This window comes from Bradyrhizobium sp. 2S1, from assembly GCF_011516625.5.
Lineage (GTDB): Bacteria > Pseudomonadota > Alphaproteobacteria > Rhizobiales > Xanthobacteraceae > Bradyrhizobium > Bradyrhizobium septentrionale.
Genome location: NZ_CP147717.1, coordinates 10615341 through 10627894 on the forward strand (window position 1 = coordinate 10615341; position 12554 = coordinate 10627894).

Below are 12554 nucleotides of genomic sequence, written 5' to 3' on the forward strand. Positions count from 1 at the left end.
CGGATTGCGCCGAGCACCCGCGAGCCGGCATCAGCTAGGGCACATCAAAGGAAATTTCGGAGACCGGAACGGCCTCATCGAAGCCCTTGATTTGTCGATTCCCGATCTCCTGCACAGCCCGCTTGCCGCGCACGCTTGCGGCGATCTCGGCGTCGACCAGGATTTCCCGGTCTGCGGCAGATGCGCACAGGCGGGCCGCCAGATTGACCACGCTGCCGATCGCCGTGTAGTCGAGCCGGTCCTCGTACCCGATGCGGCCGACGGTGGCCGGTCCGCCGGCGAGCCCAACGCCGAAGCCGACATGGTAGCCTCGCGATCGCCAGCCGGCGATCAGCCCTTGCACGCGCTTCTGCATTTCGATCGCAAGGTCGACGGCTCTTAACGCCGGCTGCTCGACCGCAACGGGTGCGTTCACCAGCACCATCAGTCCGTCTCCGGAGAAGCTGATGAGCGTCGCTTCGAACTGCGCAATGACCCGGCCCAGAACCTCATAATATTCGGACAGCACGCTCATGACTGCCTCGGGCGCGACGCCGGCGGAAAACGCGGTGAACCCTCGCAAATCGCAGAACACAACGACGACGTCGGTACGGCGGCCATCCAGCACGCTGTCGTCGCCGGCCCGATCGACGAGATCCGCGACCTGAGGCGCGAGAAATCGCTTGAGCTTCGCGATACGCTCCTGGTGCTGCTGTGCGAGCGCGAGTTCGGCGGCCATCCTGTTGAAGCTGTTTGCAAGACGCTGAAACTCGTCTCCGGTCTGGATCGAAATGCGGTGCTCGAACGATCCGGCGCCGATCCGTTCCGTCCCCTCCTCGAGCAGCTTGATCGGCTCCGTCATCCGGTGCGCAAATGCATAGGCCAGCAGCCCTGCAAATAGGGTGCTACCTGCGAGAAGCACTGCGGTCCGCCGCAGGGCGGCATAGATCGGCGCGTAGGCTTCAGAGAGCGGCTGTGCCACCACAACAGTCCAGTCGGGTCCCGCCACAGGAGCCGCGCTGGCGGCAACCTGACGTCCCTGTGCGTCCCGGCTCGTTGCAAAGCCTGCTCCCGGGCCGATCGCGTCGCGTATGGTGCGAAATGGCTGTGAGGTTCTCTCTTCCATCCCACGGAGGACGAGGCTGATGTCGGGATGGGCAATCAGGCGACCCTGACGGTCCAGGACAAAGGCGAGACCGGTCTCACCCACCTTGATCGCCGAAACGACATCCCAGATCAGCTTGAGATTGACTTCGGCGATGGCTGCGCCGACCGCGGTTCGGTTACCCACCAAAGCAACCGTCAAATAGGGTTCCGAGCCCCTGTGATAGCTGACATCGCTGAACCAAACCTGCCTCGCGTGGGCGCCGATCACCGCAGGATCATTCGACCGGTCTGTACGACTTTCAATCCGATTGAGGCCGACCCGCGAGACATAGAGACGCTCCAACCCCTTGGAGTCGATGAGAGTCACGCTGACAATGGCGGGCGCTTGGCGAAACAGACGCAAGGCATCGGTCCGCCGCTCTTCATCCGCCTCGTTGGTCCATGGCAGCTGGACCAGCCACCCAAGCTGGACTGAAATATCGGAAATGAAGTTATGAATTTCGGCGGCAGCGGACGTCGCCTGAACGCCAAGCAGTTGGTCCAGCCTCGCGCGCTGATCACGGTAACCGAACCAGGCTTCAATGCTGCCATTGATCGCAATCGGAAACGCGACGGCCAGGAAGAGCACGAGAAAGTACTTTGGGAAGAGGCCGCGAAAGCGATCTCGGACAATCATGCCCCGATACCTGAAAATGCGACGGGTCTATCAATATGCCGAAAATGAAGCCTTGAAATGAAGCATGCCCTGCGGCCCGGCGGCGCCTGCCATTTTGCATTCTGAAGATAGGGAGCCGCTTTTTTGGCTGCAATGAGGCTGTCTGCCGATCCGGCCAAAAGACGCTCCGTCCGCCCTCCCCGCTCGCTTGGCGGCTATACAATTCTGGCATAGCTGCGCAAAGCAGATGCGAAGAGAATATAGCCCCCATCTGGCCTAAAGCCTGTGACCTGAGGCCGCGCCCATGCGCGCCCCTTGTACTGACGCGTTTTTCTTCGCGAACCGATACCCGGTTCGCTCGAAAACGCTACCGCCGAGGCCATGATGGACCAGATTGCCGTTCACCAGGACAACGCGACCAGCACCGACTGGCCGGTTACGATCTACCGCACGCTGAAGGATTTTGGCGTGGCGCAGGTGTCCTATGTCCCCGATGCGGGGCATTCCAAGCTGATCAAGCTGTCGCATGCGGATGCCGACATCAAGACCACCGTGCTGACGACCGAGGAAGAAGGCGTGGCGCTGTCCGCCGGCGCCTGGCTCGGCGGCGATCGCGCGGTGCTTCTGATGCAATCGAGCGGCGTCGGCAATTGCGTCAACATGCTGTCACTGATGGCAAGCTGCCGCTTCCCGCTGCTGACCCTGGTGACGATGCGCGGCGAATGGGCCGAGTTCAATCCCTGGCAGATCCCGATGGGCCGAGCGACGCCGCAGGCGTTCGAGATCATGGGCACCACCGTGCTGCGGCTGGACAACCCTGACGATGCCGAGGAAGTGGTCTCGGCCGCCGCCTCGCTCGCTTATGACGGCGACCAGCAGGTCGCGGTGCTGATCTCGCAACGGATGATCGGCCGCAAGAAGTGGACCAGGGAGACACATTGATGTCAGCGCCAACAGGCACACTCGATCGCCGCGCCGCCGTGAAGGCGCTGCTCGCTGAACGCGGCGACCTGCTCGTGATCTCCGGGCTCGGCTCCTCGTCCTACGATGTGTTCGACGCCGGCGAGCACCCCGGCAATTTCTATCTCTGGGGCGCGATGGGCGGCGCCGCGATGGTTGGGCTCGGCCTCGCGCTGGCGCAGCCGAAGCGCCCGGTGCTCGTCGTCACCGGCGACGGCGAGCAGCTGATGGGGATCGGCAGCCTCTTGACCATCGCCACCAAGCAGCCCGGCAATCTCTCGATCGCGGTGCTCGACAACGGCCATTTCGGCGAGACCGGGATGCAGCTCAGCCACTCCGGCCTCGGCGCCAGGCTCGAGGTGATCGCGAGCGGCGCGGGCATTGCCAGCATTTCCGATATCGCCGACATGGCCGGCGTTGAGGCCTTCCGCGCCAGCCTGCGCGATCTCGGCGGCGGCCCGCGGCTGGCGCGCATCCGCATCGCCGCCGGCGAGGTCGAGCGCGCGCTGCCGCCGCGCGACGGCACCTACCTGAAAAACCGCTTCCGTGGCCATCTCGGCTTCGCGGTGAAGTGATGCGCAAGCCGCGCTCAGGCGAGCTGGATATCCCAGAGCCCCTCGGCGCGCAGCGCGGCGACCTCGTCGCGCAACAGCTTTGCGAGCAGCGTCATCGCATTGGAGCCGGGATGCTCGACCGGCGAGGCCAGCGTCAGCTCGCGCCGCGGCGCCGGCCGCGCAATGGAGGCGGTCTCGAGCCGCCCCTCCGCCACCTCGGCGCGCACCGAGGACGGCGGCAGCAAGGTATATCCGAGGCCCTCCTCGACCAGGCTGGTCAGCACGCGAAACGAATCCGCCTCGAGCCTGACGTCGAGATCGATCTTCTTTTTGGCCGCGGCATGTTCGAGCAGCGCACGGAGCCCGTGCGAATGACTGGGCAGCACCAAGCGCTGGCGCATCAGCCAGCCGAACTCGACCTGCTTCTTCTGCTTCAGCCCGCTGCCGCGCGGGCCGACCGCGACGATGCTATCGCGGCCGAGGCTCTGCACCGTCAGATGCAGATCGACCGACGGCCCGTAGATCACCGCGAGGTCCATCTCGCCGCGATGCAGCCACTCGATCAGATGGCCGCTGTAGCTTTCGACGATGCAGAGCGAGATGCCGGGATAGCGCTCCACCGTGCGCCGCGCCAGCCGCGCCGAGAGCACGCAGCTCACCGTTGGCACCAGCCCGAGCACGACGCGGCCGGACGGTGCGCCGCCGGCGGACTGGATGTCGTCCCGAATCTGGTCGATCTGCCGCACGATACCGCCGGTGCGCGCCAGCAGCAGCCGGCCGGCATCGGTCAGCACCATGCCGCGGCCGTTGCGCGTGAACAGTTCGGTGCGCAGCTCATGCTCCAGGAGCTTGATCTGCCGGCTCAGCGCCGGCTGCGCGACCCGCAGGGTATCGGACGCCTTGCTCAGACTCCCGAGTTCCGCGACACACGCAAACGTCCTAAGCTGGCGGAAATCCATACTTGCCAATCCTGGAAGGCAGGTTCATACGCTATAACAAAACAGCATAGGGAGTTTACCGGGGCCCCACAACAGCGGGCAATTGGCCTGCTTCAGGCACAACCTCTCGGCAAGATGAAACAATGACCACACACGATCAACACACCGACGACCACACAGACATCCGCGACGCGGTGGCAAAACTCTGCGCGCAGTTTCCCGGCGAATACTGGCGCAAGCTCGACCGCCAGATGGCCTATCCGAAGGAATTCGTCGATGCGCTGACAGAGGCCGGCTATCTCTCGGTCTTGATCCCCGAGGAATATGGCGGCGCGGGCCTGAAATTGTCGGCGGCGGCGGCGATCCTGGAAGAGATCCAGCGCGCCGGCTGCAATGGCGGCGGCTGCCATGCCCAGATGTACACGATGGGCACCGTGCTGCGGCACGGCAATGATGCACAGAAAGCCAAGTATCTGCCGAAGGTCGCGACCGGCGAATTGCGGCTGCAGGCGTTCGGCGTCACCGAGCCGACCAGCGGCACCGATACCTCGTCGCTGAAAACCTTCGCGCGCCGCGAGGGCGACCATTACGTCGTCAACGGCCAGAAGATCTGGACCAGCCGCGCCGAATATTCCGACCTTATGGTGCTGCTGGCGCGCACCACGCCGAAGGAACAGTCGAAGAAGCGCACCGACGGGCTTTCGGTGTTCATCGTCGACATGCGCGAGGTGAAGGGCAAGGGTCTCGAGATCCGCCCCATCAGAACCATGATGAACCACGCCACCACCGAAGTGTTCTTCACCGACATGAAGGTGCCGGCGGAGAATCTGATCGGCGAGGAAGGCAAGGGCTTTCGCTACATTCTGTCCGGCATGAACGCCGAGCGCATCCTGATCGCGGCCGAGTGCGTCGGCGACGCCAAATGGTTCATCCAGAAGGCGACCAACTACGCCAAGGAGCGCAGCGTGTTCGGCCGGCCGATCGGCCAGAATCAAGGCATCCAGTTTCCAATTGCAAAAGCCTACGCCTCGATGCGCGCGGCCGAGCTGATGGTGAAGGAAGCCACCCGCAAATATGAGGCGGGCCTCGATTGCGGCGCCGAGGCCAACATGGCCAAGATGCTGGCGGCCGATGCCTCCTGGGAAGCGGCCAATGCCTGCGTGCAGACCCATGGCGGCTTCGGCTTTGCGGAGGAGTACGACGTCGAGCGCAAGTTCCGCGAGACGCGGCTCTATCAGGTGGCGCCGATCTCGACCAATCTGATCCTGTCCTTCGTCGCCGAGCACGTGCTCGGCATGCCCCGCTCCTACTGAGTTCTGTGATCATGCTGCCGCTTGAGGGATTGACCGTCATCGCCGTCGAACAGGCGGTTGCCGCGCCGTTCTGCTCGTCACGCCTGGCGGACGCCGGCGCCCATGTGATCAAGATCGAGCGGCCCGAGGGCGATTTCGCCCGCGGCTATGATGCCGCGGCGAAGGGCCAGAGCAGTTATTTCGTCTGGCTCAACCGCGGCAAGGACTCCGCGGTGGTCGATCTCGCCACCAAAGAAGGCCGCGCCACGCTGGAAGAGCTGATCGCAGGCGCCGACGTGCTGTTGCAGAACCTCAAGCCCGGCTCGATGGACAAGCTCGGCTTCTCGCGCGAGCGGCTGCGCAAGGACTATCCGAAGCTGATCATGTGCACGATCACCGGCTACGGCGACACCGGCCCCTATGCCGACCGCAAGGCCTATGACCTGCTGATCCAGGCCGAGAGCGGCCTCGCCTCGATCACCGGCGGCCCCGAAGGCGCCTCGCGCGTCGGCATGTCGATCGTCGATGTCGCGACCGGCGCTACCGCGCATGCCTCGATCCTCGAAGCATTGATTGGCCGCGGCCGCACCGGCCAGGGCGCGGATATCAGGATCTCGATGTTCGACGTGATGGCCGACTGGCTCACCGTGCCGCTGCTCAATGCCGAGGACGGCAAATCGCCGAAGCGGATCGGCCTCGCCCATCCCTCGATCGCGCCCTATGGCGTATTCCGCTCCAAGGACGGCAAGGAGATCCTGATCTCGATCCAGAGCGAGCGCGAGTGGAAGACGCTGTGCGCCAAGGTGCTGGGACAGCCTGCTCTCCCCGACGATCCGCGCTTTGCCAACATGGTCGAGCGGGTGCGTAACCGCACGCTGACCGACCAGATCGTCAACGACAGCTTTGGCAAGCTCACGCGCGAGGAATTGCTGGCGAAGCTCGCGGAGGCCGACATCGCCTTTGCCGAGGTCAACAGCATGGACGACCTCGCCAAGCATCCGCATCTGCGTCGCATCGAGGTCGACACGCCGAACGGCAAGGTCAGCTATCCGGCGCCGGCCGCGATCGTCGTCGGTGAAGACAGGCACTACGGCAAGGTGCCCGCGATCGGCGAGCGCACCAAACGTTAGGCTGCAATGAGATCAGGCGCGATCGCAATCAAGAACGAGCTGCGCCCCCTCTCCCGCTTGCGGCAGGGCTGTCCGGGGAATGATTCACTGTGTCGCGGTGCATGCTCGGCAAAACCGAGGCAAATCGGTCTTTTCTGGTTGTCGAGACACAGAAGGCCGAGCATGCGATTTCGCGATAGCATTTTTAGTAGGCTGCTTGAACCGATCAATCGGCGGCAGTTTCAGACGGCTGTGGATCGTCTGGACGGGGATGCCTACGACAAGTCGTTCAAGAGCTGGGATCACCTGGTAGCGCTGATCTATGCGCAGTTGAGCGGGAACAACAGCCTGCGCGCCGTGGTGACCGGCTTCAACGCCAATCCTCAGCATCACTATCATCTGGGCACCGGCAGGTTGTCCCGCTCGACGCTGTCGGATGCCAATACCCGCCGCCCGTCCAGCATTTTTGCGCAAACCTTTGCACGATTGTCGGCGATGGCAAGCCGGCAGTTGCGGGGCGAAGGCAAGGAGATGGTGCGCCTGATCGACGCCAGTCCGATCCCGCTTGGCAAAGTTTGCACCTGGGCGGTGTGGAACGGCCGCATCCGCGGCATGAAGCTGCACGTGGTCTACGATCCCAAGGGCGATATCCCGAAGTGCGTCGAGGTGACGGCTGCCAACGTCAACGATATCGAGATCGGTCGCCAGACTCCGATCCAGGCCGGCACAACCTACGTGTTCGACAAGGGATATTGCCGTTTCGACTGGTGGCAGAAGATCAATGATAGCAAGGCTTTCTTCGTGACCCGGCCGAAGACGAGCATCCGGCTACGCGCGGTCAGGCATCGCACCATCCGCAACAGCAAGGGGGACGGCTTCAGGATCATCGTCGACGACGAGGTGAAGCTCACCAGTAAGGGCGACTCGCGTTTGCCGATACCGCTGCGGCGCATCAAGGTCAGGCGGGAGAACGGCGGCGTGATCACGCTTCTCACCAACGATACGACCCGAACGGCCGTCGAGATCGCCGCCCTCTACAAGAGCCGGTGGCAGATCGAACTGCTGTTCCGCTGGATCAAGCAGCACCTCGACATCCGCAAGTTCCTCGGCACCAACGACAATGCAATCCGCCTGCAAGTGCTTGCTGCGATGATTGCCTACCTACTGTTGCGCATTGCCGCGCGGACCAACTGCATCAAAATGCTGCCGCTCAGGCTCGCCGAACTCGTCAGCCAGTTCCTGTTCACCCGGCGAGCCTTCGCCAGCATCGACAAGCCTCCGCCAATCAACCCTAGCCGCCGCAAATGCAGAACGCCCCTCAACCAGATGGAACTCTGCTATGGTTGAATTTCCCCGGACAGCCCTGCCCTTGCGGGGGAGGGTTGGGGTGGGGCTCTCTCCACGAATCCCACCGTGGAGAGAGCCCCCACCCGGCGCTGCGCGCCGACCTCCCCCGCAAGCGGGAGAGGTGTGCCGAGTTTGCCGTCACACCGACGCCATCACGCTCAGATTTCTCTCACCGCGGGCAAAATCTCATGACCGATAAACTCGACCTCGATCATCTCCGCCAGTGGATCGGCCGCTCCCAGGAGGCCTCCGACGTCGTCACCAAATATCTCGTGATGGGGCTGCGCGCGACGCTGTTCCAGGAGATCGGCGAGCCAAAGGCCGGCGATGCCGCGCCGTGGACCACGCATTGGTGCCTGGCGCAGCCGGTGTTTCCGATGTCGCAGCTTGGCCCCGACGGCCATCCGACCCGCGGCGGCTTCCTGCCGCCGGTGCCGCTGCCGCGCCGGATGTGGGCCGGCGGCGAGCTCGAATTCTTCGACGCACTGCGCATCGGCGACGACGCCAAGCGCACCTCGCGCATTGCAGACGTCACAGTGAAATCGGGCTCGACCGGCACGCTGTGCTTCGTCTCGGTCAACCACGAGGTCACGACCTCGCGCGGGCTTGCGGTCCGCGAGCGGCAGGACATCGTCTATCGCGAGATGACGACGCAGGCCGCAGCGCCCGCCAAGGCGCCGCCGCCTCCGGTCGCGCAGCATCGCGAGAGCCACGTCTCCGACCCGGTGCTGCTGTTTCGTTATTCGGCGCTGACCTTCAACGGCCACCGTATCCATTACGACCGCGACTACGTCACCAAGGTCGAGGGCTATCCGGGCCTGATCTTCCACGGCCCGCTGCAGGCCTCCTTCATCGTCGAGCTCGCCGCCAAGCTGCGCGACGGCAAGCCGCCGAAGAAGCTGTCCTATCGCGGCGTGCAGCCGCTGTTCGAGGGCAGCGAGTTCTCGATCAATGCCAACGACAAGGACGGCGGCATGGAGCTGTGGACCGCCAACGCCGAGGGCCAGCCGACCATGAAGGGCACGGCGACCTGGTAAGGTCCGCACGCGGCGCTGCTGTTGCGACACAAGATGAACGGCCCGCTTTCGCCGGCGTCTCGCATCCTTTACTGTGATCGCATTCAGCCATGGATCAAGGGATCATGAGTCGCTTCTGGAGTTCGGTCGTCCACAATCTGTCGCCATACGTGCCCGGCGAGCAGCCGAAGATCGATGGCCTCGTCAAGCTCAATACCAACGAGAATCCCTACCCGCCGTCGCCGCACGCGCTGGCTGCGATCGCCGCGACGACGGATCGACTGCGGCTCTACCCGGATCCCCGTGCAACCGCACTGCGCGAGGCGATCTCAGCGCGCTATGGCGTCACGCCAGACGAAGTGTTTGTCGGCAATGGCTCGGACGAGGTGCTGGCTCACGCCTTTCCGGCGCTCCTGAAGCACGACGCGCCGCTGCTGTTCCCCGACATCACCTACAGCTTCTACCCGGTCTACTGCCGCCTCTATGGCGTCAGCTACGAGGCGGTGCCGCTCGATGCCGCGATGCGGGTGAATTTGACCGACTACCGGCGGCCCGGCAGCGCGATCCTGCTGTGCAATCCGAACGCGCCGACCGGGATCGCGCTGCCGCGTGCCGCAATCGAGGCGCTGCTCCGCGAGCATCCCGACCGCCTGGTGGTGGTCGACGAGGCCTATGTCGACTTCGGCGCCGAGAGCGCCGTGCCACTGGTGGCGCGGCACGACAATCTGCTGGTGGTGCAGACGCTGTCCAAGTCGCGCGCGCTGGCGGGGCTTCGGGTCGGCTTCGCGATCGGCCAGCGCCCGCTGATCGAGGCGCTGGAGCGGGTGAAGGACAGCTTCAACTCCTATCCGCTGGATTGCTTTGCAATCGCGGGCGCGGTCGCCTCGATCGGGGACGAGGCCTGGTTCGAGGAGACGCGGCAACGCATCATCCGGAGCCGCGAGGCGCTGGTCCGCGGCCTCGCCGAGCTTGGCTTCGAGGTGCTGCCGTCGCTCGCGAATTTCGTGTTCGCCCGTCATCCTGGCCACCGCGGCGCGGATCTCGCCGCGAAGCTGCGCGAGCGCGGCGTCCTGGTCCGGCATTTCCAGAAGCCGCGGATCGAGGACTTTTTGCGCATTACGGTCGGGACGGACGATGAGTGCGGCCGCCTGATCGGCCTGCTGCGCGGCATGGTCTGATCGCCGTCCGCAAGCCACGCAACTTGCGATCGATAGCGGCAACCCGCATAGTGAGCTTCGAGCCGGCGGCGCGGCAAAGCAACTCAACGACGACGACGCGCCCCGCGGCGAGATGGCACGGTTCTCCGGGAAGGAGCTGTCATGCGATTTGCGATCGGCGACGCGACCGTCGACGTCATCGTCGATGACGATGATTTTGCGCTTCCGCTCTCCGAGTTCCTGCCTGGGTATGATCGCGGCCTGATCGAAGCGAATCGCGATATCCTGGAGCCGGTGTTCATCGATCTCGCCCGGGACCAGGCGAAACACGCGATCCAGAGCTTTGTGGTGCGAACAGGCGGACGAACCTTGCTGATCGACTCCTGCATCGGCGAACACAAGGACATCCCCGAGATCCCGGCCTGGCACCGGCGGAACGGCAGCGGCTTCCTCGATCGGTTGCGCGCGAGCGGCGTCGATCCGGCCGACATCGATCTGGTGTTCTGCACCCATCTGCATGTCGATCACGTCGGCTGGAATACGCGCCAGGACAATGGTCGCTGGCAGCCGACCTTTCCCAACGCGCGCTATCTGTTCGGCCGCCGCGAGCTTGCCGACTGGATGACGCAACACGATACTGGCCGGGCCGCGCCGATCCACGCCCGCGCCCTTGAACAGAGCGTCATTCCGATCGTCGAGGCAGGCCGTGTCGATCTGGTCGACGATGGCCATGAGCTCGGTCCCGGTCTGCGGCTCGTGCCCCTGCCGGGCCACACCAGCGGGCAGATGGGCCTGCTCGTCGACTACCCGCAACATCGTGCGATCTTTTGCGGGGATGCCGTGCACAATCCGGTGCAGGTCTTCCAGCCCGATCTCTCGACGTCATCCTGTGCCGACCCGCAGCTGGCGGGCGAGACGCGCACGAAAATCCTGGCAGAGGCCGCAGACAGCGGCCGGCTGGTCATACCGGCCCACTTCCGTGGCTCGCGTTGCGCCCATATCCGTCGAGACGGCAACGGCTACGCGCCGGTGTTCGACACCGGGCATGGGTGAGACCGCGATGCGCGGCCGCGTGGCTTACCGCGATGGAGAGGATACTCCTGTTTGCTCGCTCACTCCGGCAACGGCTGGCCGGCCTGCTCGCGCACGATGTAGTCGGCGTACCAATCCGGCCAGTTCGCATCGTGCCCGCCGGTGCGTTTCTCGTGCTCGCCATGCGCGGCTGCCGCACGGCGGAGCGCGGCGGCGAGATCCGCCGATGACGAGAAGGTCGTGCTGCTGGTATCGACGCGGCCGGGCAGGCGCTGCGTGACCTGCTGCAGCAGCCAGACATTGCCGTCGGGGTCGCTGAACGTGGCAAGCGAACCGTAGCTCGGCCGCTCCGGATCGGGTCCCTTGATGCGGCCTTGCGGTCCGCGGTGGAACACCTCGCTGACATCGACGCCGCGCGCGATCAGCTCGGCGCGCGCCGCCGCGATGTCGTTCACGATCAGGAAGCGCGGCAGCGCGGATCCCTTGTCGAGATGAACAGAGGTCGGCGAGCCCGGCGGCGTCAATTGGAGGGCACGCGAGCCGTCCGCCCTGACGAAATCGGCGTCGAGCCGCCAGCCCAGGTTCTCATAGAAGCGCTTGGCGCGATCGACATCGGACACCGGGATCACGACGACTTCGAGCTTCATGTCGACGCCCGGCTTCGAACCCATGCTTTCGGCACTCATGGCTCGCTCCTTGAAATGTGAGGGACCGGGCGGAAGATGCCCGTTGCACCCGGATCCACGATAGCGCATATTACTATGAATATCATAGTTACTTCGGATGAAGAAAACGTGATGTCAAAGCCAAAGGGCAACCCTGCTGACCGAACGCTCTGTCCGGTGGCACGCGCGGAGACCGTCGTGGGCGATCGCTGGACCGTGCTGGTGCTGCGCGAGCTGTTCGCGCGCAACCACCGCTTCGAGGAGATTCAGGCCTACACCGGCGCGACGCCCCAGATGATCGCGGCACGGCTGAAGAAGCTGGAGGCCGACGGACTGGTGACGCGCCGCATCTACAACAAGCATCCGCTGCGCCACGAGTATCATTTGACGGAGAAGGGCGCGGCGTTCTTCCCCGTGATGTTCGCGCTGCGCGCCTGGGGCGAGACCTGGTGCAAGTCGCCCAGGGACGGTCTTTCGATGAACTACACCCACCTCACCTGCGGCAAGCTGGCCGGGCTCGGTCCGGTCTGCCAGGCCTGCGGCGAACCGCTGCATTGGGCCGACATGGTCGCCGAGCGAATGCCAAAATATCAACGAGAGCGCGACGCGCGCTGGGAGGCCTTCAAGGCGACCCGCTGAATTTCCCGACGCCGCCGGCGCAGGCGGACGGCGCGAAAGCATTCGCGCCGTCGCAGCGACTCGATCACACGGGGCCGACCCGGCCGACCCCCGCACAACAAACG

12 protein-coding genes are annotated in these 12554 nt (G+C 64.5%); 9 read left to right on the plus strand and 3 right to left on the minus strand.

Annotated features, from left to right (window positions below):
• Nucleotides 1-34: 34 nt before the first annotated feature.
• Nucleotides 35-1762 carry an adenylate/guanylate cyclase domain-containing protein gene (locus HAP54_RS50450; RefSeq protein ID WP_166298453.1) on the minus strand — a complete coding sequence of 576 codons (1728 nt, stop codon included), beginning with the start codon at nt 1760-1762 and terminating at the stop codon, nt 35-37.
• A gap of 360 nt (nt 1763-2122) precedes the next feature.
• On the opposite strand from HAP54_RS50450, the gene HAP54_RS50455 reads away from it, so the two are divergent.
• Both HAP54_RS50455 and HAP54_RS50460 read left to right on the plus strand, forming a co-directional pair.
• Complete coding sequence (locus tag HAP54_RS50455; protein WP_166298454.1) at nt 2123-2683, plus strand: thiamine pyrophosphate-binding protein; 561 nt, start codon at nt 2123-2125, stop codon at nt 2681-2683.
• Entirely contained in the window at nt 2683-3276 is a 594-nt protein-coding gene (locus HAP54_RS50460; protein WP_166298455.1) for a thiamine pyrophosphate-dependent enzyme, read from the plus strand. The genes HAP54_RS50455 and HAP54_RS50460 overlap by 1 nt, the downstream gene beginning before the upstream one ends.
• Before the next feature lie 14 nt (nt 3277-3290).
• Here HAP54_RS50460 and HAP54_RS50465 read toward each other — a convergent pair whose 3' ends face one another.
• The gene (locus tag HAP54_RS50465; RefSeq protein WP_166298456.1) at nt 3291-4214 is read right to left on the minus strand and encodes a LysR substrate-binding domain-containing protein; all 924 of its coding nucleotides are present in this window, start codon (nt 4212-4214) and stop codon (nt 3291-3293) included.
• Nucleotides 4215-4336: 122 nt separating this feature from the next.
• On the opposite strand from HAP54_RS50465, the gene HAP54_RS50470 reads away from it, so the two are divergent.
• The 6 genes from HAP54_RS50470 to HAP54_RS50495 all read left to right on the plus strand — a co-directional run bounded on the left by HAP54_RS50470 (nt 4337) and on the right by HAP54_RS50495 (nt 11167).
• The gene (locus tag HAP54_RS50470; protein ID WP_166298457.1) at nt 4337-5506 is read left to right on the plus strand and encodes an acyl-CoA dehydrogenase family protein; all 1170 of its coding nucleotides are present in this window, start codon (nt 4337-4339) and stop codon (nt 5504-5506) included.
• Nucleotides 5507-5517: 11 nt separating this feature from the next.
• Entirely contained in the window at nt 5518-6615 is a 1098-nt protein-coding gene (locus HAP54_RS50475; protein ID WP_166298458.1) for a CaiB/BaiF CoA transferase family protein, read from the plus strand.
• 162 nt (nt 6616-6777) lie between these two features.
• On the plus strand, nt 6778-7941 hold the full coding sequence (locus HAP54_RS50480; protein WP_166298459.1) for an IS4 family transposase: 1164 nt from the start codon (nt 6778-6780) through the stop codon (nt 7939-7941).
• Between the two features lie 188 nt (nt 7942-8129).
• Nucleotides 8130-8978 (plus strand): FAS1-like dehydratase domain-containing protein, encoded by an 849-nt coding sequence (locus tag HAP54_RS50485; RefSeq protein ID WP_166298460.1) that lies wholly within the window; start codon nt 8130-8132, stop codon nt 8976-8978.
• Nucleotides 8979-9082: 104 nt separating this feature from the next.
• Nucleotides 9083-10135, plus strand: a complete 1053-nt coding sequence (gene hisC, locus HAP54_RS50490; RefSeq protein ID WP_166298461.1) for a histidinol-phosphate transaminase — start codon at nt 9083-9085, stop codon at nt 10133-10135.
• Between the two features lie 141 nt (nt 10136-10276).
• On the plus strand, nt 10277-11167 hold the full coding sequence (locus tag HAP54_RS50495) for an MBL fold metallo-hydrolase (protein ID WP_166298462.1): 891 nt from the start codon (nt 10277-10279) through the stop codon (nt 11165-11167).
• 59 nt (nt 11168-11226) lie between these two features.
• Here the strand turns inward: HAP54_RS50495 and HAP54_RS50500 are convergent, their stop codons facing one another.
• Complete coding sequence (locus HAP54_RS50500) at nt 11227-11832, minus strand: VOC family protein (protein ID WP_166298463.1); 606 nt, start codon at nt 11830-11832, stop codon at nt 11227-11229.
• 111 nt (nt 11833-11943) lie between these two features.
• Between HAP54_RS50500 and HAP54_RS50505 the strand changes: the two genes are divergently transcribed.
• Entirely contained in the window at nt 11944-12450 is a 507-nt protein-coding gene (locus HAP54_RS50505) for a winged helix-turn-helix transcriptional regulator (RefSeq protein ID WP_166298464.1), read from the plus strand.
• Nucleotides 12451-12554 lie beyond the last annotated feature (104 nt).